Origin of the sequence: Roseateles sp., assembly GCF_965262435.1 — a bacterium.
Lineage (GTDB): Bacteria > Pseudomonadota > Gammaproteobacteria > Burkholderiales > Burkholderiaceae_C > Paucibacter_A.
In genome coordinates this window covers 5,477,069-5,500,880 of sequence record NZ_OZ253537.1, presented here as the reverse complement: position 1 = coordinate 5,500,880, position 23,812 = coordinate 5,477,069, and the positions used below count along the sequence as shown (strand labels likewise).

The 23,812-nt window shown below is 62.8% G+C and carries 15 protein-coding genes and 4 pseudogenes; 13 read left to right on the top strand and 6 right to left on the bottom strand.

Features of this window, described 5'->3' with window-relative positions; genetic code table 11:
- Positions 1-407: 407 nt before the first annotated feature.
- Genes ACQY39_RS23590 through ACQY39_RS23580 form a run of 3 tightly spaced genes read right to left on the bottom strand, consistent with a single transcriptional unit; the run spans position 408 to position 4,209 of the window.
- Positions 408-2,513, bottom strand: coding sequence for a DUF3732 domain-containing protein (locus tag ACQY39_RS23590; protein ID WP_428510455.1), 2,106 nt, complete (start codon positions 2,511-2,513; stop codon positions 408-410).
- The gene (locus ACQY39_RS23585) at positions 2,510-2,971 is read right to left on the bottom strand and encodes a three component ABC system middle component (RefSeq protein WP_428510453.1); all 462 of its coding nucleotides are present in this window, start codon (positions 2,969-2,971) and stop codon (positions 2,510-2,512) included. The genes ACQY39_RS23590 and ACQY39_RS23585 overlap by 4 nt, the downstream gene beginning before the upstream one ends.
- The gene (locus ACQY39_RS23580) at positions 2,968-4,209 is read right to left on the bottom strand and encodes a hypothetical protein (RefSeq protein WP_428510451.1); all 1,242 of its coding nucleotides are present in this window, start codon (positions 4,207-4,209) and stop codon (positions 2,968-2,970) included. The genes ACQY39_RS23585 and ACQY39_RS23580 overlap by 4 nt, the downstream gene beginning before the upstream one ends.
- 445 nt (positions 4,210-4,654) lie before the next feature.
- Here ACQY39_RS23580 and ACQY39_RS23575 point away from each other — a divergent pair, with 445 nt between their 5' ends.
- Positions 4,655-4,963 (top strand): hypothetical protein, encoded by a 309-nt coding sequence (locus tag ACQY39_RS23575; RefSeq protein ID WP_428510449.1) that lies wholly within the window; start codon positions 4,655-4,657, stop codon positions 4,961-4,963.
- A 1,400-nt stretch (positions 4,964-6,363) separates the two neighbouring features.
- Here the strand turns inward: ACQY39_RS23575 and ACQY39_RS23570 are convergent.
- Complete coding sequence (locus ACQY39_RS23570) at positions 6,364-6,591, bottom strand: helix-turn-helix domain-containing protein (RefSeq protein WP_428510447.1); 228 nt, start codon at positions 6,589-6,591, stop codon at positions 6,364-6,366.
- 392 nt (positions 6,592-6,983) lie between these two features.
- On the opposite strand from ACQY39_RS23570, the gene ACQY39_RS23565 reads away from it, so the two are divergent.
- From ACQY39_RS23565 to ACQY39_RS23555, 3 genes and pseudogenes are all read left to right on the top strand, one after another.
- The gene (locus ACQY39_RS23565; protein ID WP_428510445.1) at positions 6,984-7,463 is read left to right on the top strand and encodes an RNA polymerase sigma factor; all 480 of its coding nucleotides are present in this window, start codon (positions 6,984-6,986) and stop codon (positions 7,461-7,463) included.
- Positions 7,463-7,687 (top strand): annotated as a pseudogene (locus tag ACQY39_RS23560) (FecR/PupR family sigma factor regulator); the annotation flags it as partial. The gene ACQY39_RS23565 and the pseudogene ACQY39_RS23560, both read left to right, overlap by 1 nt.
- A gap of 138 nt (positions 7,688-7,825) precedes the next feature.
- Positions 7,826-8,569, top strand: a complete 744-nt coding sequence (locus ACQY39_RS23555) for a FecR family protein (protein ID WP_428510935.1) — start codon at positions 7,826-7,828, stop codon at positions 8,567-8,569.
- Between the two features lie 641 nt (positions 8,570-9,210).
- Here ACQY39_RS23555 and ACQY39_RS23550 read toward each other — a convergent pair.
- Positions 9,211-10,266 carry an IS630 family transposase gene (locus tag ACQY39_RS23550; RefSeq protein ID WP_428510443.1) on the bottom strand — a complete coding sequence of 352 codons (1,056 nt, stop codon included), beginning with the start codon at positions 10,264-10,266 and terminating at the stop codon, positions 9,211-9,213.
- Positions 10,267-10,300: 34 nt separating this feature from the next.
- Positions 10,301-11,068, bottom strand: a complete 768-nt coding sequence (locus tag ACQY39_RS23545) for an SDR family NAD(P)-dependent oxidoreductase (protein WP_428510441.1) — start codon at positions 11,066-11,068, stop codon at positions 10,301-10,303.
- 48 nt (positions 11,069-11,116) lie between these two features.
- On the opposite strand from ACQY39_RS23545, the gene ACQY39_RS23540 reads away from it, so the two are divergent.
- From ACQY39_RS23540 to ACQY39_RS23500, 9 genes and pseudogenes are all read left to right on the top strand, one after another.
- Positions 11,117-11,665, top strand: a complete 549-nt coding sequence (locus ACQY39_RS23540) for a transposase (RefSeq protein ID WP_428510439.1) — start codon at positions 11,117-11,119, stop codon at positions 11,663-11,665.
- 9 nt (positions 11,666-11,674) lie between these two features.
- Positions 11,675-12,127 (top strand): annotated as a pseudogene (locus tag ACQY39_RS23535) (IS3-like element ISAzo10 family transposase); the annotation flags it as partial.
- Positions 12,128-12,335: 208 nt separating this feature from the next.
- Entirely contained in the window at positions 12,336-13,685 is a 1,350-nt protein-coding gene (locus ACQY39_RS23530; RefSeq protein ID WP_428510437.1) for an IS110 family transposase, read from the top strand.
- A pseudogene (locus ACQY39_RS23525) lies at positions 13,660-14,805 on the top strand (IS3 family transposase); the annotation flags it as partial. The gene ACQY39_RS23530 and the pseudogene ACQY39_RS23525, both read left to right, overlap by 26 nt.
- 42 nt (positions 14,806-14,847) lie before the next feature.
- Positions 14,848-15,312: pseudogene (locus ACQY39_RS23520) on the top strand (transposase); the annotation flags it as partial.
- Between the two features lie 560 nt (positions 15,313-15,872).
- A complete protein-coding gene (locus ACQY39_RS23515) occupies positions 15,873-19,049 on the top strand; it encodes a non-ribosomal peptide synthetase (RefSeq protein ID WP_428510435.1) in 3,177 nt (1,058 codons plus the stop codon).
- Complete coding sequence (locus ACQY39_RS23510; RefSeq protein ID WP_428510433.1) at positions 19,046-21,718, top strand: lantibiotic dehydratase; 2,673 nt, start codon at positions 19,046-19,048, stop codon at positions 21,716-21,718. Before ACQY39_RS23515 ends, ACQY39_RS23510 begins: the two co-directional genes overlap by 4 nt.
- Positions 21,715-22,497 (top strand): 4'-phosphopantetheinyl transferase family protein, encoded by a 783-nt coding sequence (locus ACQY39_RS23505; protein ID WP_428510431.1) that lies wholly within the window; start codon positions 21,715-21,717, stop codon positions 22,495-22,497. The genes ACQY39_RS23510 and ACQY39_RS23505 overlap by 4 nt, the downstream gene beginning before the upstream one ends.
- The gene (locus tag ACQY39_RS23500) at positions 22,490-23,809 is read left to right on the top strand and encodes an MFS transporter (protein WP_428510429.1); all 1,320 of its coding nucleotides are present in this window, start codon (positions 22,490-22,492) and stop codon (positions 23,807-23,809) included. The genes ACQY39_RS23505 and ACQY39_RS23500 overlap by 8 nt, the downstream gene beginning before the upstream one ends.
- The last annotated feature ends 3 nt before the right edge of the window (positions 23,810-23,812 follow it).

Here is a 23,812-nt window from a genome sequence, read left to right as displayed (position 1 = left end):
ATGGGTAAACCAATGGGTAAACCGGCGATTGGCTGTTGAGGGCTCTTGCTGGATGTTTTTAGCCTCGCGGCATCAGCATTTTTGCTGGCGATGGCATTTGACTGCGTTCTGCACGGAGCCGGGTAACCGGGCACCAACTACCGCTACGCAGCGATTGCCGTCGTCGCCCTCGGTGCCTCCAACGTCAGCATCGAAAGCGAAACCCGACACCCGAGTTCGATGGGTGACCTGCTCAGACCTACCCTAGTGCTCACGCAGCCGAAATGAAAGCTCGCCAGTTGATTGGGTCGTTACGGCTGGGTGTCAATTTTCATCTGGAACTAACCCAGTAAGCCACCAGAACAAAGCTCGCAAGGTCCATCCAGGCGATGCGTGCGGGCCGATATGGGCCAGGGCCTGCTGCAGGGTCACGTCGCGATGAAGCCACGGTCACGCCAGCGGTCGGCGACGAAGTCCTCGAAGTCGTAGCCCTCGCCGAGCTCTAGTCTGTCGGCATGGTCGCAGACGATGATTTGCGGCTTGTTGCCGACCTCCTGTGCCGTGTCATCACAGAACTTGGCTAGGACGGTAAACATCTTGGCGACGGTATTCAAGTCGTCATCGGCCGTCGAGATGCGTGTGTGGGTGTCCACAGGCGAGTTCGCGGCGGGTGTCGCGGGCTCGTCCGCAGTCTCTACGGACTGCGGGCTGCCGGGCGCGCTGGCGGATGTGTTGTCCTTGTTCGCGCGCAATTGGGCAGCATTGAATTCCTTGCCGTAATCGGCGGAGGGGAAGTAGACCTGCGTCGGTTGGTCGAGAAACAGCACGGGCGGCAGCTTGCAGTCTGCGTAGGCTGCAAACTGGTAGTGCAGGGACAGGAACAGCGTCAGGTGCGAATACAGCCAATTCGCGCCACTGCCCATCGACCGCAGGAAGACTTTCTTCTCCGGCGCGCCGTTTACCCCCGGTGTCTCATGCCATAGGTCGAAGGAATCGATGTCGAACTTCAGGGACCCATTCTTGTAGGAGTCCTCGAAGTCGAAATGTGTGCCGACGATCTCCAGACGCCGGTTGATGTCGCGCTGCAAGGCCAGCAGCCGTGGCGCGACATCGAGCAAAGCCATCTTCGATTTCAGGTCCGCCACCCGGTCCCGGAGCAACTTCACTAACTCCGTGGTCTCCGTGGGCGGACTCTCGATGCGGCGCTCAATGGCGATTTCCAGCTTGAGCTTGGCTTTCTGCGCTGCCGCATCGACAGATTTCGAGCGCTGCAGGCGGTCGGCCTCCTGGTCCAGTGGCCGCAGTGTGCGTTCGACCTGCCGCAAGGCCTGGCGCGCCTTCTTGAGTTGCTCGTCAATGTCCCGACGCTCCTGGCCAAAGCCCTCGCGGGCATAGGCTGAGACCTTCAGCTCACCGTTGAGCCAGTGGATGGCCGCCGAGAGTCTGTTGGCCTCATCTTCGGCGGCTTCCGAGGGTGACGCACAGACCGGGCAAACGGCATGGTCCAGATGGGTCGCTTTCGGGATGGGCAAATCAGTCATGGCACCGGCGAATCCCTCGACTTGCTGTGTCGAGACGTCAAGCAGGTAGCGAGTGTTCAGGGCCTTCTGGATCTCGGCCATGAGTTCGGCCTTGCGTGTCCGCAGTTCCTTGCGGGTGACGTCGAAGGTATCGGACTGCCCATCGACCGTGACGGCGATGCCCGTCAAGCGTTCCAGGGCCTGCGCCGGGCGCATCCAGATTTCTTCGGCGGTCAACTCTGTCAGCGGCGTACCCGCCAGGGCGTGGAACTCACGCAGATAGCCCGCCATCTCTCCGATGCCGGCCGATTTGATCTGCTCCTGCTTGGGGATGACGGCCTGGGCACGCTTGAGCTCGGTTTCAGCTTCGGCGAGTTCCTTGGCCAAGTCGAAATAGTCCTCTCCCACGATCCCCATGAAGATCTTGAAGTGATCGATGGCCTGTTCGCGTTTTCGCTTTTCGTCGAAGCGGTAAAAGATCGCATGCCGGTTGGCCACCAGGTTTTGATGCTGAAGCATGAACGAGGCAAAACTGCGGATGGAAGGCGTCGGGCTTTTCTGACCCATGAGCTGCTTCTGCAGCGGGTCGGTGTCGATGTCGTCCATGGTGACGCCGAAGTATCGCCCCAGGCTCTTGGAGAATTCGATCCGGCTAAGCTGGTATTGTGCGGTGAAGAAGTTGTCCACGTCCTTGACGTAGGCCAATACATCCCTGGCCTGCTCGCCACTTACTTCTCTCAGGAAACATTGGTTGGCGTTGCCTGCCTTGCGACCGGCGACGACTGCCATTTCGGAAAAGCGCCATACAGTAAAGAATATCTTCGCCCGCTGGGTAATAATGCCCTGCGGAATCGTGTCCTCGGAACTGCCCATGCAGTAGTCGAAGATGTCGAGAATGGCACTTTTGCCCTTTGAAGACTTGCCGGTAACAATATTCAAGCCCTGCTTGAATTTCACACTGTGCGACTCATTTTCCTGATCGATCACGCCGATGTATCGAACATAACATTTCATAGCGACTTCAATCCCAGCAATCTATAAATGGTGACGACACTTTCATTCCGGAACACCATGGCAAGCTGACGCGCACAACGCAGCATCTTGGGGTCTGCATTCTCTGAATGTGGGTTTTTATTGACGAGAACAGACAGGTCGTCGCTGAGTTGGAGGCTCTCATCCGAGCGCAATATCAACAGCGCCTTGTTGGTGATGGGCTTATATTCCGATATACGAAGCGACAAGCCGACCAGTCGGGAGGCGTCGGATGTCATGGTCCGGATCGAACTGGTTCGATTGGCAGTATGCAAATATTCCTGCATCGCGGGAAAGGACACAAGGGGCAGAACTAAATAGCTCAGCAGGATGTCTTTCTCCATCGGCTCCCTGTTCAGGTAGAAGCTTTGGATCGCTGGCGCGAGCGCAAACGAGTTGCGATGCAAGGTATAGAGATGATCGGCGGCGGTATTCATCATTCCCAGAGTTTCCAGTGAAATTCTTCGTCCTTATTTTCTGGATTCTCGTCTGCCAGCATGTGATAGATGCCATTGCGGAATTCGGGCATGGTATTTTCCATGGCGCAAAAAGGTTCCGTCGAAGCTCTCAGACGTGCCAGGTAGAACCTGAGTGACGCCTTCTTGAGAGCCGCGTCGTCCTGCAGGCCGTCGCAATCCAGAATGGCCGCTTCTCGCTCCACAAAATGGTTGCTGCGGTGGTTGTGGAGATAAAGGTCAAGAGAGGGTTTGATGGGAATCTGATCCTTGAGGAGCCCGGAAATCGTGTCCTGCGCAAACAGGCGGTGCAGGGCCGCGTGCTTGAGATATTTTTCGCCCCCAATCTCGAGGATTTTCCTGGCGAAGAGCATGGGCCTGATTACGTCGATATCGACTTTTTCTTCCAGCGGCCGAAGATCTCTCCAAGGGAACTCTGGCGGATGCTTCATGCACGAGGAGTTCAGAGCAGTCAGCTTGGCGGTGAACGCCTCGTGGGTGATCTTCCAGCCGTTCAGGACGAGTTCGGTGCTGAACATGAAGCCCAGCAAGTCATCCAGGTACTGTTGCTGCAGCGACGGTCGTATGGCTTTGAGGTAGCGGGTCTTGTAGCTGTCGATGCGCTCAGGCAGGGCGTCTTCGCCCGGGATGATGAGCATGCGTTTCAACACCTCCATCAGCGCCGCGCGGTTCTCGGGAGCTAGCACCTCCTGCTGTAGTGCCCGCGCCTTCGACGGCTTGCGGGCCGTAGTTTCAGCAGTTTGGACGGCCTCGTACTGCGGCTCGGGTGGCTCCTCCATTTGCGTCCGCGACGCGCCAGCCCCGTCAGTGCCGATCTCCTGCATGCGCTCAAGCCGCTGAACAGCGGTCAGCATGTTCCAGTCCTTGAGGCGGCTCTGGGCGCCGAACTCCTGAGTCGTCAGAAGCACCAGGGACTTGTAGCTGCTGCGGTCAAACCGCTCATGCAGCCAGTTCCGGATCGTGTTCCAGAAGTTCTGGTGGCTGTCGGTCAGCTTGTCGCTGTAGTGCTTGACCTCGATCTGCGTCTTGCCCGGCACGGTGACATCACCCATCGCTTCAATCCATAGGCACTCTCCGGGCATGAGGTCGTGGCACTGTTCTACGGCCACGAGCAACTGGTACTGCAGCGCTACGAAAAGTACAGTTGCATCGAAGGGCAGAGCTTGCGTATCGGTCTGCAGCTGTCTGGACGGAGGTGGCATGGGCGGTGTCGGCTGCAACTCGGAGTCTCCTGTTTCCTCTGTTTCTGGCGTCTGGGTTGATGGAGCATGCCCGCAGTCACCATCCCGCGCGGCCTGCATGGGTCAGGAAACGGCCAGTGCTGGCATTGATTCTTGACATGTAAACAGACTGTAATTGGAATGCTTGGGCTGTTGACCACGCTGGCTGCATCAGGTTTTCAGATATGAGTAGCGAGCCCGGTTGCTCTCAAGTGTCTGCTCTTGCTGGCAGCCGTCATTTAGGGGAAGGCGGCCAACCAGCGGCTCACAGCCTGAACCTGCCCAACAAATGGTGCCAGGCAGGTCTGCAGCGGTTGCCGCCACTCGTGCTTGCCGCTTGTTGGGCAGCTTTGTGAATCGCCCCTGGGCGATTCATTCGACTGGGAGGCGTCTGCCTTGGACTCAGAGATCGCCCGCAGCCCTGAGCATGCCCGTCGTGCTGTCGAGCGCGCAGCCCAGCCGAAGCGAGTTCCACCACAAACGGCAGGCCCCGGAGAAAAATGCAAGGGTGTGTCATTTGTCATTCGGAGTTTCTCGCGCAAGCTGGCCGCCTGGATTGGAGGCGCGCCGCCGGCCTGACGATCTGTGCGTCGGCGTTTGGCGGGTCGACTGCTTTGCGGCGGTGCGCACGCTCTGCAAGCTGTCGGTTGTGTGCCGACCCGTTGCATTCCTCGCCGACAGTGACTTTGCAGCCCAGAAGCGGCCGTTCAACTTTTTCGGTTCGTCCGAAGGGTAAAGCCTGCGTGGGCCTATGTGGTGTGGCAGGCGTTGCAGCAGTAGTAGCAGCCGTTGATCCTGTTGTTCGGCCACTTTGCTTTGGCCGTAGCTACTGCCTCCCGGCATGAGGCATGTTGGCCGAGCGAAACTTGGCTTTGAGATGCCGGCATGTACGAACAGCCAGTGGTTGTGTTGTGCACCTCGTGATCACCGTTCGGCTGCGGGTTGCTGTTGACAATGAAGTTGGGCATGGTCTCGTCCTCCTTGAGGTTGCGCCGACGACGGCGCGGGTTATCAAAGGTGGTGGTGTCTAAACGCACCTCCAATTGAGACAAACGGAATTGACGAGCTAGACCCGACATGTGTCGCGCTGAGTGGAACTCCCCCTGCCGATGGGCGGCGCATCAAGTATCCAAAGAGCGGGCGTAGCTGCAGACGCTGAGCGCGGTAGCTTGCCCTTCCTACAACTGGAAAAACAACTCTCAACCGAGGGGCTCACCATGGCGGCAGGCACGGCATTTCGCATAAACCGCGAAACCTTCATCGCGCTGATGTTGGTTCCACGATCGAGGGATTCACGCTTTCAGATGCAACAGGGTTCGTGGACAGGTCATCCATTGGGCCTGTACTGCTGACCACCCGCCATGTACTTACTGGGCTGTGTGCGCCATCCATAGAGTGACCCATTGCGGCACTTGTGCCGACAGCCGACTGACCCTGCGACTTCAGGGGTGCTTGACGTTGCTGCTGGGCAACCATCATCGGCGGCAGGGGCAATTTAGGGTTGGCGCCCTGGGTCAATCTGGCGGCGTTGGCAACACCTTGCCTTCCCGTTATGTGGTCTGGCCAGCCTCAGTCGCCTCTGACCCGGCCATCAACTCTGGGTACTGCTTAGCCAGAATCGCGCCAATTTTGGCTGGCATCAAAGTCGTTGCGCCGGGCGGGAATGGCAGGCCGCCGATCTCCACGCGGCTGATGCTTTCGTACAACTTGTGCTCCCGATAAGCCGTTTCGCTCGTATGCCGGAAGCGTCGTCCGACGCTTTGCCGTGCAATTCCACACCCATCTGCCTTTCTCCCGAGGCGTCTGGAGCTTAATGTTGGAGGAGCACGAACGTACGTAGAAGAGTCACGCGGCTCATCCGGTCACCCCTATCGAACGGCCGATGGTGTCTTCGCTTCATCTAGCGACCGGCTGAGTTCATATGCCGGGGACTACTTCTGGGCGGCGAATCCTGCGCGTTCTGTGGCAGACCAGGGTGGATACCGGGCACTGGAAAGGCGTGGCCCAAACAGCAGCTATCAGCTTGAAACGGCAATCCGAGAGGCTTGCCTACTTCCTGGGGGGGCGACTGACACTTTAAATCTGCCATGGTGAGATGGCGTCGGAAGTGACGGCAGCACTTTTGTTCGAGCCTTCCTACTCGACGCGACGCAGTCGATCAAACAGATCGAACACGCTAAGGCCCAAACCGTTCGCGATGACTTCAATCGCATTTAGCGTTGGGTTTGCTTGACCCGTCTCTATCCGGCTCAGATACGTCTGATAGAAGCCGCACTTCTCGGCGAACTCGACCTGAGTAAGGCCAGCCTCGGTGCGAAGCTCTCGAACACAAATTCCAAATTGTTTTGCTAGGCCGTTGCTCACGGCGCCGACTGTCGGTGCTATGCTTCAATTCACATAAACACTAATTCATATAATCTACTTAGTGGCAGGTACGCCTCTCGGTTCACCAGGAGCGAGCGATGACCGGAGTACTGACCATTTTTAATTCATGGGCGCCGATTGCGTTGTGCTGGCAGTACTTCAATGCGCACGTTGAGGAGCAGCGAGTCGAAGTGCTCGTTAGGGGCGCTGGGTCCTTGACTGAGCTGACTGTGACCTGGGCAGTGGGCGTGCTGGCTGACGGGGCCGAGCTGCCGCCGCTGCCTTTTCCGTCGCATCCGGTCGGCCGCGCTGTGGCCCGAGCCGCTGTTCGATCTGAATTGGCCGTCTTGGTGCCGGCTCTATCTGTCTGACCCTGCCTGGAGGGATCTCCCATGCTCAAGAACCTACCCCCGGTCTTTCTCCGCATACGCACCGCGCTGATGCGCAGCGGTCGTTCCTCCCATGACGCGGACGACCTTGTACAGGAGGCTTGGGTTCGCTTGGCTTGCTATGAAGGTGAGCAGGTGGTTGCCAAACCTGAGGCTTTCATGATGCGAACGGCTCTGAATCTGTCCATTGATGCTCACCGGTCCAGCGTCTGCCACGGTGAACAGCTGTTAGTGGATGAGGTGGTCCTGCTCGACACTGCTCCGGGCACCGAGGCAATCGTGCTGGCACGGGAGCGCATGGCGCGTCTGAGTCTCGGGTTAGGGCGCCTGACTGAAAAGACCCGGGACATTTTTCTGTCGCACCGGATCGACGGTTTGACTTACCAAGAGATTGCCCAGAATCATGGTTTGAGCATCAGCACGGTGGAGAAGCATGTCGCCAAGGCCACCCTGCAGCTGACTAGCTGGATGGAAGGTTGGTAGTGGTCGCTGAGTTTGATGGGGAGCCCGGTAGGGCAGGGCGGGTGGACAGTGAACGTCTTGGGCTGTCTGAGGATGCGAGAGGACATTCACCGCCTTTGGTGACGCCTGACATCGCTGCCGAAGCCGCTGTGTGGATCGCGCGATTGCATGGCCCCAGCCGTACGCCAGCAATGGTGCGCGAGTGCATGGCCTGGCAGGCCCAGTCACCCGCGCATCGGCTTGCTTTTGAACGGTGTACGGAGACATGGCAGGAGGTTGCGAGTCTCAGTCTCAGTGCCTACGCCAACGCCTGGAGCAACGCCAAAAGGCCTCCAGAGCAGCGCGTGAGAGTCGCCAGGCCTATGCAGTGGGCCTTGGCGGCCGTGTTCCTGGTGCTGGCCTCCGTGCTGGTCTTGGCGCTGCAGCCGTGGCAAACCGGAGAGGTGTACGCCACGGGAGTGGGGGAGCACCGGGTGGTGATGCTGGCGGATGGCAGTCGCATGTCTTTGAACACTGCCACAAAGGTCCGAGCGAGTCTGAGTCCGTCGAAACGAGTCGTTGTGGTCGAGTCCGGGGAGGCGCTGTTCGAAGTGGCCAAGGACGCAAGTCGCCCCTTCCTGGTGACTGCGAGTGAGACTGAGGTCAAAGCGACAGGGACCGCCTTTCTCGTGCGCTTGCAGTCGAGCAGTCAAGAGGTCAGCACCTCGCTCGAAGTGACTTTGATCGAGGGGCAGGTTGTCTTGCGGCCTCAGGCAGGTCTTGTTGGCGTAGCGGCGGGGGCTGGTCCGGTCGTGATGACTGCTGGGGAGCGTGTGCGCGTTGATGGCGCAATGGCCGCTTCAGGGGTCTCCAAGGTGCGAGTTGAAGGGCCAGGCCTGGACCGAGCTGTGGCCTGGACACGTGGAGAGGCCTCGTTTGACGATGTCACCCTCAATGAGGCCGTGGCCGAGATGAACCGCTATAGCTCGAAGCCCATCGTGATGGTCGAAGCCGCCAGGCTCAAGGCGCTGCGAGTCAGTGGCCTGTTCAGGACGGGCGACAGTGCGAGGTTTGCGCGAGCTGTGGCGGCGCTGCATGGTTTGGACGTCCGAGAGCACTCTGATCGTTTGGACCTGGCGCCGGGCTGAAGGGCAGCTGCGGCATCGGCAGGGAAGGGGAGAGGCGGCCCGCTCCCGTGCCAGCGGATGGGGGCTTCAGTGCATTCATGCGATGCATGAACGCGCCCCCGTGCCGGACAGGCCTTCGGCCAGACCGGCACCGCTGACACCCGCCACGCCCGATGCCGGGCCGCCGGAGCCCGTTCCGGCCGACTGGTTGTCGGGCCTGGGATGCCAATCGTGCACTGAGCGGTCCGGATATGGTCCGCTTTTGGTCCGGATACGGTCCGGATACGGTTCGCTTACGGTCCGGATATGGTCCGGTTTTGGTTCACATCCGTCTGGTTGCTGCCGTTTGGCCAGCGACCAGGCTCACCGCGTGCTCGGAAAGTTAGGCATCGTCGGTGATTTGGGCCTGAATTTCAGCGCCTAGCCACACCTTTGAAGACCAAGAACAGTAGAAAAAACTGAGTGCAGGATAGGCTGAGTGCCAGCATTTGGATGCAAGGGGCGGTATGTTGCAGATGTAGCCATCTCAATGCGCAGCTCGTCTATCGATGCTTGCGTTGTCGCGAGGCGTCTCAAGGCCAGTAGCCAATGCGATTTCTCCAGTTGGGTGGAAGTTGCAACTCACGGCGTAGATCACACGAGCGTGAAACCGCCGTCAATCACTAGTGACCTGTAACGATTGAATCGGGAGTAATCCGTCGGGTCGGATCGAAGTACTTCCATTTCACCGGTTTTGGTTGCTCGTTGTACTTGCGGATGTAACGCATAAGTTTGCGCTTGAGGTCAGTCAGCGAGGTGAAGACACCGCGCGCGATCACATCGCGCTCAATCTTGGCGAACCACAACTCGACCTGATTGAGCCAGGATGAATAGGTCGGCGTGAAGTGCATGTGCACGGTCGGATGCTCGTCCAAGAACACAGCGACCAGCTTGGTCTTGTGCGCCGAGAGGTTGTCGGCAATGATGTGAATCTCCTTGCCGCGCGGCTGGTTAGCGACGATGTCGTTGAGGAAGGCCACGAACTCCGCCGAGGTATGGCGCGTGGCCGTCTTGCCCAGCACCTCCCCGGTCTTGGTGTTGAAGGCTGCATACAGCGACAGCGTGCCGTGTCGGAAGTATTCGAAGCCGTGGCGCTCGGCGCGACCCGGCGATAAAGGAAGTACAGGGTCCTTGCGATCCAGGGCTTGAATGGCCGTCTTCTCATCGACGCAGAACACGGCCGCGTGCTGCGGCGGATTCAGGTACAGGCCGATGACGTCGGCGGCCTTGGTCTCGAAGTCCGGATCGTTGGAGGCCAGGTAGCCTTCGAGCCGATGCGGTTTGATGCCATGCTTGGCCCAGATTCGCGCCACCGTCATGTGCGAGATGTCGTCGCCCAACTCGGCCGCCAGCTTGCGCGTGGACCAATGCGTGGAGCCATCAGCGGGCTTGTGTTTCGTCGTGCGCGCGAGCACGCGGGCTTCGAAGCGGTCTGTCACCTTGTAGCGTGCGCGTCCGCAATGCCGGGTGAACAAACCTGCCAGCCGATCCGCAGTGAAACGCTTACTCCAGCGGTCGATGAAGCTGTCGCTGCAATCAAGCTTGGCGCGGATCTCGGCCCAAGTCAGGCCGTCAGCCAGCAACAGAATCAGCCGCGCATGACGCGCGGACTCTGCTCTCTCGGTCCTCGCATTGGCTCGCCGCTGCAACTCTCTGGACTCGGATTCGATAAGCTTCATCGCACCCTCCAATGGGTACGATTTTACTACTGAATTAAACGTTACAGTCCACTAGGGAAGCTCCAGTGATGTAGCTGGAGTCTTTGGGGTCGGCCAGGAACAGGACAGCGCGCGCGACTTCGTCGTAGCGCCCCTCTCGGCCCATGGGGACGAGGCTGGATGCACGCTCGCTTCGGCGCACCAGCAACTCGTCGTCCATGTCTTCGCGACGGTCGGTCATGACCTTTTCCAGGAAGCCCGGGCAGATGCAGTTCGAGCGAATTCCTTCGCCCGCATGGTCTCGAGCGACGGACTTCGTCAGCTGAATCAGGGCGGCCTTGCTGATGCCGTACACAGATTCGCGAGGAGAAGCCTTGAGACCCGCCGTTGAAGCCGTATTCACGATGGCGCCACCGCCCGCCTTGCGCATGAAGGGAAGGACCGCCCGGGTGAACATGTAGGCGGACTTCAGGTTCACGTCGATGACCTGACCCCAGATCTCCTCAGGCGTCTCCTCAAGAGAGGTCGCGCTCCAAGGGTCGATGGCTGCGTTATTGAACAGGATGTCGATGCGGTCGGTATCCTTGGTGGCGGCAGCTACAGCGGCCCTGACGGTCTCGGGATTGGACACGTCGCCCACGATGGCCTCGGCGCGTGCGCCGGCCTCTCGAAGTTGCTGGGCTGCAGTCTTGACGTCCGCCTCGTTCAGGTCGACGAGGATGACATTTGCACCTTCTTCAGCAAACATCCGGGCAGTCGCGAGCCCCAGACCAGAGGCCGCTCCGGTGGCAATAACAACTTTGTTTTCGAAACGCTTAGTCATGGCAATGAGGGATGGGAATCTCAGGATTGGGACCCCGACAGCGCCAAGATGGCTACCAACAAGGGTGTTATGCAGGGCTATGCCGCGCAGGCGGCGGTGGACAGCAGCCACCAGATCATCATCGCTGCCGATGTGGTGGGGTCAGGCTCGGAGCAAGCCATGCTGGCTCCCATGATCGAGCAGGCCAAGCCCTGGTGCGACGACAACACCCTGGTTACTGCAGACGCCGGGTATCACAGTGATGCCAATGTGCAGCAGCTGCATGACAACGGCACTCCCGCCCTGATTGCCGACAACCAGATGCGCAAGCGCGATGAGCGCCTCGCGGGTCAAGACAAACACAAGGCCAAGCCTGACCCTCTCTACGACAAACAGGCCGCTGAGCAAAAGCGCGAAGGCAAGCTCTTCCGGCCCAAGGACTTCAGCTTCAACGACGACAACACGGCGACCTGTCCGGCAGGCAAAGTGCTGAGCAGCAGGGGAAGCATCTACATCTCGGCTAGCGGCCAGCCCTACCAGACCTACATCGCCCAAGCGACAGCCCTCCGCGTCAAAATACCTGTCGTCTCCATAGATTCAGAATGGGGGCGCAGATGAGAGAACGAGTTGGCTCGATACGGACAAGAATTCAAAGACCGAGCGGTAGCGCGCATGCTGCCGCCGGAGAGCGCATCGCCGGAGGTGGTGTCGCGTGAGATTGGTGTGGGCGTGAGCACGCTGGAGAAGTGGCGCTCGCAGTCCCTGGGCAAGCCCGCTCAAGCCAAGGTGTGGACAGCCGCAGCGAGGCTGCAGGCCGTGATTGTCACGGCGGCGATGGACGAGGTCACCCGCAACGCCTGGTGCCGCGAGAACGGGCTGTACGCGCATCAGCTGCAGCAATGGAAGGACAGCGCCACGCAGTCGCTGGCGGCGCCCGAAGAGACGCGGGCGAGCCCGTCGCAGACCAAGGCGGATCGGCGCCGTATCAAGGAGCTTGAGCGCGAGCTTCGGCGCAAAGAATCGGCTTTGGCGGAGGCGGCAGCACTGCTGGTGCTTTCAAAAAACCTCCTTCGTGGCGATCCCACGTCCCTATGGCAAGAAACACTGGGGTGCCTACACTGAGTTGCCGGATCGTGGCCGTTCGATTTTTGGAGGCAATCGTCCCCGTCAAAAAACATGGCCCATGGGGATCTTGCGGACCCGTTTGTGGTGGCGCCTTGTGCGACCCCGTTTAGGAAAGTGATTTGTACCGCTCCCCTGTCCGGCACTTTGCCCACAGGAGGTTTCTATGTCCAAGAAAGGTAAGGAGATCGGGCTGCCGATCATCAACTCAAGGGCTGCGGGAATCGACATCGGTTCGCGCATTCAGGTCGCGGCTGTGCCGCCTGAACTGTGCGATGCCCCGGTGCAGACCTTCCAAAGTTTCACTGCTGATATCGAGCGAATGGCTGATTGGCTTGTCTCGTTGGGAATCACGACCGTGGCGATGGAGTCGACGGGCGTCTACTGGATCCCCGTGTATGAGATTTTGGAAGATCGAGGGCTGACCGCCGTGCTGGTCAATGCCCGAGACTGCAAGGCCGTACCGGGACGCAAGAGCGACGTCAACGACGCACAGTGGCTGCAACGCCTGCATGCTTGCGGGCTGCTACGGGCGAGCTTCCGACCCAGCCGCGACATCGCGGCTCTGCGCACGTACGTCCGACTGCGAGATCGCCTCCTTGAGTATGCAGCGGCCCATATGCAACACATGCAGAAGGCGATGACCCTGATGAATCTTCAGCTTCACCATGTCATCAGCGACATCAGTGGTGTGACTGGCATGAAGATCGTCAGGGCAATTGTGGCTGGTGAGCGGGACCCCGATGTGCTGGCGGCCATGCGAGACGTGCGTTGCCGTGAGAGCATCCAAACCATTCGTGCAGCCATGGTTGGTAACTACCAGCCCGAGCACGTCTTCGCGCTCGCGCAGGCGTTGGCGCTATTTGACGCCTACCAGGAGCGAATCGCCGACTGCGATGCCCAGATCCAACAGGTCTTGCAACTATTGAACGCTGACATGAGCGAGCCCGACGAGCTCTTGCCCAAGCCTCGCCGCCGCGGCAAGCAGATCAACGACTATTCTTTTGATGTCCGACTGCAGTTGTACCAACTGACCGGGATAGACCTCACCCAGATCCATGGCATCGGCCCCAGTGTGGCCATGGATCTGATCGCAGAGTGTGGCACCGACTTGGCACGCTGGCCCACTGAAAAGCACTTTACGTCCTGGCTAGCCCTGTCACCAGGTTGCAAGATCAGTGGAGGTAAAGTGCTGTCGTCACACACACGCAAAAGCAAGAACCGCCTCGCATCGCGATTGCGCTTGGTCGCCACCGCGGTAGGTCGTACCGAGACCGCGCTGGGCGCCTTCTATCGGAGGCTGGCTGCGCGCATCGGCAAGGCCAAGGCGCTGACTGCCACTGCACGAAAAATCGCCATCCTCTTCTATCGAGCCATGCGCTTCGGCATGCGGTATGAGGACCCCGGCGCAGATCAGTACGAGCAACGGTACCGGGAGCGAGTCGTCAAGCAGTTGCAGCGGCGCGCCGCGCACTTTGGCTTCGCTTTACAGCCGGCAGCGGAGGGTGTTTCTTAGGAAACGCGCAGGATCAGGACGAATGATCGGCCTGGAAGATCGCCAAAAACATGCCCGCAACATCGAAGCCGCCTGCCAGGCCGGTTCCCGGCTGAGCGAGGCTTGCAAAGTCGTTGGCATCGCTGCGCGCACGCTGCAGCGCTGGAAGGCCCAGGACGGCCTTGTATCGGGCGATGGCAGGCCGGATGCGGTGCGGCCGACACCCGCGCACGCCTTGGCCCCCGAGGAGCGCGAGCAGATCGTGAGCGTGGCCAACGAGCCGCGCTTCGCTGACCTGCCGCCGGCGCGCATCGTGCCCATGCTGGCCGACGAAGGCCAGTACATCGCCAGCGAGTCAAGCTTCCAGCGCGTGCTGCGCGCACAGGGCCAGACACGTCACCGGGGTCGCGCCAGGGCGCCGCGTCAGAGCAGGCCGCCGAGCACGCATGTGGCTACCGGGCCGCGGCAGCTGTGGTCGTGGGACATGACGTACCTGCCTTCGCACGTGGCGGGGCGCTGGTACTACCTGTACCTGATCCTGGATGTGTTCAGCCGCAAGATCGTGGGCTTCGAAGTGCATGACAGCGACGATGCCGACCACGCCGCGCGACTGGTTCAACGAACAGCGCTGGCTGAGGACATTCACGCCGTGCCGCGTGAAGGCAGGCCAGTGCTGCACGGAGACAACGGCGCAACGCTCAAGGCGACGACGGTGCTGGCGATGCTGCACTGGCTCGGCGTGAAGCCGTCGTACTCGCGGCCTCGGGTCAGCGACGACAACGCGTTTGTCGAGAGCCTGTTCCGCACGGCCAAGTACCGCCCGGAGTTCCCCAGCGCCGGCTTCGCTGATCTGAGCGCGGCGCGAGAATGGGCGCATCGATTCGTGCACTGGTACAACCATGAGCATCGACACAGCGGCATCCGGTACGTGAGTCCGGCGCAGCGCCATTCAGGTGACGATGCGGCGATTCTCGGAGCTCGCCACGAGCTCTACCTCAGGGCCAGGGAATGCAATCCGGCTCGCTGGTCTGGCGACACGCGCAACTGGTCGCCGATCGGCGCCGTGACCCTGAATCCGGAGCGACAAGCGATCGTTGATGCGCACTCAGGAGGAAAAGGAAACCAGCAAATAGCTGCTTAGTTCAGGCGACAGATAGCTTGACGCGCGCCGACAGACTGCGGGAGCTGCACGCTGCACAAGAAGTGTTTCAAGAGTCGCGGTGCAGACGAGAGCCAGGCGCCGCGGGTCCGGCAAGTCAGTCGCTTCTTGCCCAAGGCGCCAGACCCCGGCCATCCCAGCGAACGCATGCGCCAGGCCATCGATTCGCCCAGAGGTCGGCAGCTCTACAGTCAGCGCATCGGCACCGTCGAGCCCGTGTTTGCGAACCTGCGGCACAACAAGCGTCTGAATCGTTTGAACTATCGCGGTCAAACCAAAGTCAAGACGCAGTGGAGCCTGTACTGCATGGTGCACAACATTGAAAAGCTCTCGAAAGCGGGATTCGGAAATGCGCGGGTTCAATATGGAGGCCAGCAGGCCGCACAATCGATCTCAGGCAGTGCGCAAACCCCTTTTACAGCTCAATTGACCGATGAGTCCAGCAGGCTGATTTCGCAAGTCTTCATGTGCACCGAGCGGTGGGCTTGATCGCGGATTTCGGGTTTTTGGACAGCCTCGTTAGACCTACTGAAGAGTGCCGTCACCCCCAAAAGAGGGGGATCTAGTATTTGACAGTCTGCGATTACAGTCGATAGCCTAATGGAATGCACTAATTCGACTACTCTATCGCGGTCCTATAATTTTCGAATAGAAGTAGATATGGGAGAAGAAAAAATGAATAAGAAAACCTCGGGACATCGAGGGCGGCGCAGTGCGCCACACAGGCCATGCGATGACCATCCATCGGCACCTGCCGAGATCGCGCGGAACGAGACGTTTAACGTCCGGCTCCTTTTATGCGCGCCGATCGGACCCGATCCGATTCGGACTTAATCGCCTCGACCCAGCAACCGTCTTTCGTCGATCAGCTGCGCGGCATCCAATGATGCTCGCGTCGCTGGCGGGCGCCAGCTCGTCTGCCCGTCCGCTTCGGATCGATTGACCGGTTCATTCGTTCGAGTTGAATCGCTTTATGCACGCCGCAATTGTGCGGCTGGAGTGATCCTGCGCGTTCAATTGAATGACGACAGGAAAAGATTGGTAGCGCCATGCATTTCCCGTTGACTGCCGAGCAATCGCGCATTTGGGCGGCAGGAGTCATTTCCGGCACCCCGAATCTTTACAACCTGCCTCTCGCGTGGCGGGTGGAGGGCATGCTCGATGTAGCTGCGCTGGAGCGGGCCTTCCACGGCATGGTGGCTGCTCACGAGGTACTGCGGCTGCGATTCGTGGAATCGCCGGATGGACCAATACAGCGCCTTGGGGGCCACGCGTTGCCGACAATCCGCCGGCTCGCGCCCATCAACCAAGAGCCGGAGTCCGACGCACTGATCCGTTGGCAGGCGGAGGAAGCCGGCCGGCCCTTCGATCTCGCCAACGAATCGCCCATCCGGGCCGCGCTCGCTACGCTCGGACTGCTCGAGCATGTTCTCTTCATCACGCTTCACCACCTGGTCTCCGACGGTTACTCCGTCGGCTTGTTGGTCAAAGATTTGGAGCGCCGTTATGCGGGCGAGTGCGAAGCCCGACTGTCCGGCGCCACGGTCGCGCCCCCGGTCGCGCCAGTAGGCGACGCCTACCGAAGACATCTCCAGGCATTGATGGCGGCGCCGGGCGGGACGTGCGCGAGCGTCCCGCCGGAACTCGTCCCGGAACCCCGTGCGACCGGATGGGGCGACATCCGGTTCGGAAGCGATTTGCCAAACGCCGCTCTGGTGTCTCCGGGCGACTGGGTGCCAATCGAAGTGCCGGAGGCGATCTCCCGGCGACTCGCGGAACAAGCGCGGGCGGGTGGGTCGACGGTGTTCTCCTGGCTGACCGCTGCGATCGTCGCCCTGATGCATCGCCATACCGGCGCGTCCGACATCACTGTCGGCTGCCCGATGTCAACCCGCTTTGACGGTGCCCTAAGCGACGTCATGGGCTGCTTCGTCTCGACCGTACCGCTGCATTGCACGCTATCACCCGAGACCTCGATCGACGGGCTGGCCCGCGACATTCGCGCGGCCATCATTGCACAGCGCGAGGGCCTTGCTGCTGCGGCGTCGTCGGCGCGGGCACCGACTCCGCTGGCCTGGGCCTCCGGCACCGGCCGCCTGCTTCCGCAGATCCTCGTCAACCTGAATCCGAACTATGAGGCCGCTCTGACACTGGCGGGGCTAGGGGTCGTGCCGCTGCCGCGAGGCGTGCGACAGGTGCCCTTCGACCTGTCCTGGACGGTGATGTCCACGGCACCGGCGGTACGTGGACGTATCGAGTTCAGTGCGGATCTGTTCGACCGGGCCACGATGCTACGCATGGCGGAGCAGTTCCAGACGCTGTTGGCGTCGGCGGTGTCGGATCCGGAGGGGGCGGTAGGCGGGTTAAAGGTTCTGTCGGAGCTGGAGCGGGAGCATGTGCTGGCGGTGGGCAAGGGGCCCGGAGAGCTAGCGCAGGACGAGCGCGGGGTGCATGAGTTGTTCGAGGCGCAGGCGGCAAGCACGCCGGAGGCGGTGGCGGTGGTTTGCGGGGGGCGCACGTTGAGCTACCGGGAGCTCGACGAGTGGTCGAGCCGGGTGGCGTGGCGCTTGCACCAGGCATACGGGGTGAGGGCTGAGTCGCGAGTCGCCATTGCGATGGAGCGGTCGCTGGAGATGGTGGTGGCGCTGCTGGGGGTGCTCAAGGCGGGAGCGGCGTATGTGCCGATGGATCCGGAGCATCCTGGGCCGAGGTTGAGTGCGCAGTTGCGCGACGCGGGGGTTCGGGTGGTGCTGACGCAGCAACACCTGCGCGAGCGTTTGCCGGTTCACGAGGGGGTGACGCTGGCGCTGGACGACGGCGAGCCCGGGTGGACGCAGGGGCCGGTGAACCGCGTGGGGGAGCAGGGCTCGCCGCAGCAGCTGGCGTACTGCATCTACACCTCGGGCTCCACCGGACAGCCCAAAGCGGTGATGGTGTCCCACCGCGGCATCGTCCGGCTCGTGTGCGAACCCGGCTATGTGACGCTCGGTCCAGAAGACCGGCTGCTGCAGGTTTCGCCGCTCGCCTTCGATGCGTCGACCTTCGAGATCTGGGGCGCCCTGCTGAACGGCGCCTGTCTGGTCGTGCCGCCGCCGGGCGTTCCCACGCTGTCGGAGCTGGGTCGACTCGTGCTGGATCACGCCATCACGACATTGTGGTTGACTGCGGCGCTGTTCGAGCAGTTCTGCGAGTCCGAGATCGACGCCCTGGCGCCCGTGCGGCAGATGCTGTCGGGCGGCGATGTCCTGTCCGCCTCGGCGGTGAGCAAGGTGCTGCGTCGCTGGCCGCGTTGCCGCATGATCAACGGCTACGGGCCGACGGAGACGACTACCTTCGCCACGACCCACCGCTTCCCGACGACGTTCGCGGGCGGACGGGCGCCGATCGGTCGGCCGATCCGCGGGACCCAGGCCTACGTGCTCGACGACCGCCTGGAGCCAGTCCCCTTCGGCGTGACGGGCGCGCTTCACATCGCCGGCGCGGGCGTCGCCCGCGGCTATTTGAACCAGCCTGCGCTCACCGCCGAGCGTTTCCTGCCGGACCCGTTCGGAGCACCCGGAAGCCGGATGTACCGGACCGGAGATCTCGCCCGGATGCGCGGGGACGGCGAGATCGAGTTCCTCGGTCGCGAGGATCGCCAGGTGAAGATCCGGGGTTTCCGTGTCGAGCTCGACGAGATCGAGCATGAGATCATGGCCACCGGCCTGGTCCGCGAAGCGGTCGCCCTCGACCGGCCTGGCGAAGCCGGAGGCCGGACGCTGGTGGCGTGCGTGGTTCCTGCCGTCGTGGCTCTCGGGACTACCGGGCGGATCTCCGCCGGCATGAGCGCGCGCGTGCCCGCCCACATGGTGCCGAGCGACTGGCTCGTGATGGACGCGCTGCCCCTGACGCCAAATGGCAAGGTGGACCGGCGGCGACTGGCCGCCGACATCGAGCGCGCGGCGGTCCGTTCGTCCGACCATCAGGCGCAGGCATCGAGGATGACCGAGCCCGGCGGCACGACGCTGTCGGTGGTCCTTGGCCTCGTTTCGGGCCTGTTGCCACAGCGTGTGCTGGACAAGGACGACGACCTCTTCACGCAAGGGCTCCATTCGCTGCTCCTGATCCAGCTGATCGCCCGTTGCAGAGAGCGGTTCGGCGTAGACCTCCGCACCCGCGAGGTCCATCGCTGCGGGACCGTGGCGCGCATCGCGGCTGCGATCGATCATCAACGGGTGTCGACATGAACATCGCCGCGACGGCGTCGTCAGCGCCGCACGATGCCGACCGCCAGGACGAGGCCCGGGATCCGACCCTTGCGTGGCCGGAACACCTCACGGCGCCTAGTCCCGCGGGCTGGAGCTTCTGGCGGACCTTCGGAATCCGTGGTGCCGGTTTCCCCGCCCATATCGTCGAGCGGCTCGGCTGCCCGCAGCTGACCGCCGCCGCGGACGAGCGGCTCGCCGCCGAGGCTGCCGTAACACAGCAATGGGATGACGCCGGGCATGTGCTCAGCCAGGAGATCGCAGCCATGCTCTCTGCTCATGGCGTGACGGCTCCCGGCGATAAGCCGGTATCCGCCTTGCCGGCCCGGCTCGCCGACCTGCGCCGCGCCGCGCGTCTGCTAGCGGCCCGGCAAGCGGGCGATGCCCTTCATCACGTGCTGGCGACCTCGGACCTGGACCGGCTGACCGCTGTGCTGGCGCGTCGCGATGCGGCCCGCGCGAGCTTCGAGGCGGCGCATGCGCGCGCGCTGTCCAGCAACGCGGACATGCTAGCGGAACTCGCCCGCGACGACCGCTTCCGGGAGGCGGTGGCCTGGCAGAACCATGAGGCCGTCGCGACAGCGATCGACCCGATCGCCCGTGGCGCTACGATGCCGGGCGCCAAACGGCGGCAACGCGAGGAACTGATCGCCAACTACGCGCAGCGCTACGGTGTTAAGAACGACACGATCGGATTTTTCGGTCCGATCGCTTGGGGAACCATCGAGGACGGCGCCCCCGCGTTCCATGCCGTCGCGGGCGAAGGGCCGCTGGCCGACCGACGGATCTACTTCGAGGATTGGCCCATCGCGGTCCTGGCCGCCGGCTTGGCCGAGGACGAACGCCTGACGCCATGGCTGACACCCCGGCTGATGCCCTTCTTGGCCTTGGTCGACGAGGGGTTGCGTTTTCCAGGCGGTGCGACGCTGCCGTTGTCGGCCGAGGATCGCGAACTGCTGCGCGCCTGCGACGGCGTGCGCCGCGTGGCAGAGATCGTCCAGCGGCTGCTGGCCAACCCCTTCTCCGCGTTCGACGAACCGCGGGACGTCTTCAAGACCCTGCGGGGTCTGCGCGACGCCGGACGAATCGACCTCGCGTTTCCCATCTCAAGCAGCGACGCCCGGCCCGAACGCGCGCTGCGCGCCGAGCTTGCCCGCATCGCTCCCCCGGCGCTGCGCGACGAGGCCTTGGATCGGCTGCAGGCGCTCGAGACGGCGCGGGCGGCGATCGAGGCCGCGCGGGGCCGTCCCGACGAACTGTGTGCCGCGCTGCGCGAAATGGAGCAGGTCTTCACCTCGATCACCGGCGCCCCGGCGCGTCGGCGCCACGGCGAGGCCTATGGCGGGCGGGCGCTTGTCTACGAGGACTGTCGACGGGATCTTGAGGTCACCCTGGGCGACGGGCTGCTGAAGCAGCTCCAGCCCTCGCTCGACCTGGTGCTGATGAGTTGCCGCTGGTTCACGCATGCGGTCGCGGTTCGTTATGTCGAGGCACTAGACGCGCTGTGGGCCGAACTGGCCGTCGGCACTGCCGGCGTCGTAGATCTACCCACCTTCTGGCTGCGCGCCCAGTCGCTGTTCTTCGGTGATGAACTGCCCTTCGCGGACATCGAGGACGAGGTCGCGCGCCGCTGGCGGTCGATCCTGCCAGCGTCGGACGGACTGTCCCGCATTGCACTGGCCTCCGAGACCCTGCACCGACCTGCGGCAGACCTGTTCCGAGTCAATCCCGGACAGGAACTCTGGCAACAGGCGTACTACCAAAGCCCGGACCTGCTGCTGTTGCAGGGCGCCGCGCCCGGCGAGGTCCCCGGCGTCAGCCTCGAACCGGTGGCGGTCCTCGGCGAGGTCCATATCGGCGGCAACACGCTGATGACCAACGGTTTCGTCGGGCAGCATCCGGACCCGTGGGTCCTGATCGACGCCCGGCTTCACGATCTCGGCGGCGCGGGCGTGATGCCCAAGCTCAGTGGCGTCGGATCGCGCAGGCCGATCCGCACGCAATGGATCGATGATCCGCGTCGAGGGATCGAGGTCCTCTTTTCGACCGGAGCGCGTCCAACCGAGGCCAGGACCGCGCTGCCCATCGGGGACCTGGAGTTGACCCGCGAACACGGAAAGACCATCGTCCGTCAACGCGGCGGCGCTTGGCGCTGCGGGCTGCTGGACCTCTTCGGCGACTTCATCGTGCTCGCCGCCACCAGCCGCTTCCGATTGGCTACGCGTGAGGGCCATCAGCCACGCATTACCGTCGACCGCGTGGTGTGGCAGCGGGAGACGTGGCGTGTCGAGATCCAAGCCTGGTGGCCGCTCGAGACGGACAGCGAGGCGGATGCCTACCTCGCCCTACACGCCGCGGCACGATCGTTGGGACTGCCAGAGCGCATCTTCGTGAAGGTGCCGTGGGAGAACAAGCCCTTCTTCGTCGACTTCGCGAGCCCCGTGCACGTGCGCGCGCTGCTGAAGCAGTTACGCGGGGCACAACGCAACGGCGTGAAGCCCGGCACCACGATCGTCTGCAGCGAGATGCTGCCGTGCTTCGAGCAGCTGTGGCTGCGCGACGTCACCGGCGCGACCTTCACCAGCGAACTGCGTATGGTCGCCGTCCACCGGGACGATGTCCGGGCCGCAGCGGCCGGAGCCGACGCATGAGCACCACCCGCATGCTCGTTGCCGGGACCCGACTGCACCTCGCACTCGCAGGTCGACTGCCGCTGGACGCGCCGGGCCTGCTCGCGTCGACGCGGGCTTTCCCGCTCGGGCCCGACCGTGTCCAAGTCGTCACCGACCTGCGTCGCCTGGAGGACTTGTTCGACGGGCAGTGTCTGGACGATCTGCCGGGATTGCCGTCGCGCGCGTCTCGTCGTCGACAGATCGAGTTCATCGGCGGCAGGCTGGCCGCGGAGCGCGCGCTGGCGCGGGCCGGCGCGAACCCCGAGGCACCGGTGGCGCGCGGCTCGCGGGGGCAGCCCGAGTGGCCCGCGGGATGGACGGGATCTATCTCCCATACGGCGTCCCACGCCTACGCCGTCGCGACGCGGGCATCGGGACCCGCTGGCATCGGCATCGATGCGGAAGTTGTGGTCGACTCGCGGACCAGGGCCGACATCCTGTCGATCTGCGCCGTCGCGGAGGAACTGCCCCGGCTGGAGAGGCTAGGTCGGGAGAACGAGGCCGCGACCTTGCTCTTCTCTGCCAAGGAGGCGTACTACAAGTGCGTGTTCCCGCTGGCGCGCGATTTCGTCGAGTTCGACGAAGTCGTGCTCGCCGAACTCGATCCGGCGACTGGTCGCGTCGCGGTCGAGCCCACGCCGCGGACGCGCTTCGACGGCGTGCTGCCGCGTGCCCGCGGAGCCTTCCGCATCCAGGCGGGCATCCTTTTCGTCGGCCTTGTCGCCGACCCGTCGACAGGAGGCGCGGAATATGCATGAATCTTCGGCTGCCCCGCGCCTGCCGCCGCGCGCGTTGTGGCTCGTGGTGACGCGCGGGCTGAGCGGCATGGGTTCCGCGCTGACCTCGTTCGCCTTGAACGTCTGGATCTTTGAACGCACGCAGTCCTACGCCGTGTTCGCGATCCTGGCCATCGTCACCATGCTGCCCAACCTAGTGCTGGCGCCGTTCGCAGGCATGCTCGTCGATCGATGGAAAAAGCACCACCTGCTTCTTGGTTGCGAACTGGCTCCGATGGCGGCGCTCGTGGCCGCCCTCTGCGCGATGCAGGCCGGGGTCCTGACGCCGCTGGCCGTCGGCGCGCTCAACCTCGTCATGGCGGTGACCGCCACGATGCGATGGATGGTGATGGGCGTCGTGGTCAGCACCCTGGTCGAGGCACCTGATCGAGCGCGCATTAACGGACTGCAGCAATCGTTCGCGGGCGCAGCCACGGTGCTCGGGCCGACGCTGGGGGCGGCCGCGATCCAGGTCGTCGGCCCCGCCGGACTGCTGTCGACCGACCTCGCGCTGAGCGTGGTGGCCGCGATCACGCTTCTGGGCATCCGTATCCCGGAACCGGACCAGTCTCGCGCCAGCCGTGACGCGGCGCGGATGACCTTCTGGCAGGAGGTGACCTTCGGATGGCGCTGGATCGCCGCCCGTCCCGGCCTGTTCCGGCTGATGCTGTTCTTCACCATCCTCAATCTGGGCGTCGCCGTCTATGGCGTGGCCTTCACGCCCTACCTGCTGGCGAACGGCGCAGGGCCGCTCCTAGCCTGGGGCCTGAGCACGCAAGGGGCCGGGGCCTTCCTGGGAGGCCTGGCGCTGGCGCGTTGGCGCGGGCGCTTCGACGCGGAAGCCGGCGTCGTCTTCGGCGCGCTGGCCTTCGGTGTGGTGATGACGCTCTGGGGCATGAGCCGGCAAACAGCCGTTCTCATCGCGCTGGCCGGTGCGGCGGGTGTGCTGACCTCGCTCGTCATGTCGTCGAGTCAGACCTTGTGGCAGCGCGAGGTCCCACCCGACATCCAGGGCAAGGTGTTCGCGGCTCGGCTGATGACCTCCTACCTGCTGCGTCCGGTGGCGGTGCTGGCATCGATGCCGTTTGCGACGTATGTCGGCGAGCCGCTGCTGGTACAGGCCAGTTGGGCGCGCTGGTTCTGGGGCGACGGCGCCACCGCGTCGCTCGGTGCGGTGCTGTCGCTGTTGGGTCTGGGCATCACCATGGGTTGCGTGGTGCTCGCGGTGAGAGGCGGTTTCGGGGTGGCGACGCCGACGGGCGACCTGCCCCAGGGCGCGGTCACGAAAGGTTGATCA

Excerpts from the sequence above, each read along its gene's own strand:
- ACQY39_RS23590 (WP_428510455.1), bottom strand. The coding sequence starts at position 2,513 with ATGAAATGTTATGTTCGATACATCGGCGTGATCGATCAGGAAAATGAG.
- ACQY39_RS23585 (WP_428510453.1), bottom strand. The coding sequence starts at position 2,971 with ATGATGAATACCGCCGCCGATCATCTCTATACCTTGCATCGCAACTCG.
- ACQY39_RS23580 (WP_428510451.1), bottom strand. The coding sequence starts at position 4,209 with ATGCCACCTCCGTCCAGACAGCTGCAGACCGATACGCAAGCTCTGCCC.
- ACQY39_RS23575 (WP_428510449.1), top strand. The coding sequence starts at position 4,655 with ATGCCCGTCGTGCTGTCGAGCGCGCAGCCCAGCCGAAGCGAGTTCCAC.
- ACQY39_RS23565 (WP_428510445.1), top strand. The coding sequence starts at position 6,984 with ATGCTCAAGAACCTACCCCCGGTCTTTCTCCGCATACGCACCGCGCTG.
- ACQY39_RS23550 (WP_428510443.1), bottom strand. The coding sequence starts at position 10,266 with ATGAAGCTTATCGAATCCGAGTCCAGAGAGTTGCAGCGGCGAGCCAAT.
- ACQY39_RS23545 (WP_428510441.1), bottom strand. The coding sequence starts at position 11,068 with ATGACTAAGCGTTTCGAAAACAAAGTTGTTATTGCCACCGGAGCGGCC.
- ACQY39_RS23540 (WP_428510439.1), top strand. The coding sequence starts at position 11,117 with ATGGCTACCAACAAGGGTGTTATGCAGGGCTATGCCGCGCAGGCGGCG.
- ACQY39_RS23530 (WP_428510437.1), top strand. The coding sequence starts at position 12,336 with ATGTCCAAGAAAGGTAAGGAGATCGGGCTGCCGATCATCAACTCAAGG.
- ACQY39_RS23515 (WP_428510435.1), top strand. The coding sequence starts at position 15,873 with ATGCATTTCCCGTTGACTGCCGAGCAATCGCGCATTTGGGCGGCAGGA.
- ACQY39_RS23510 (WP_428510433.1), top strand. The coding sequence starts at position 19,046 with ATGAACATCGCCGCGACGGCGTCGTCAGCGCCGCACGATGCCGACCGC.
- ACQY39_RS23505 (WP_428510431.1), top strand. The coding sequence starts at position 21,715 with ATGAGCACCACCCGCATGCTCGTTGCCGGGACCCGACTGCACCTCGCA.
- ACQY39_RS23500 (WP_428510429.1), top strand. The coding sequence starts at position 22,490 with ATGCATGAATCTTCGGCTGCCCCGCGCCTGCCGCCGCGCGCGTTGTGG.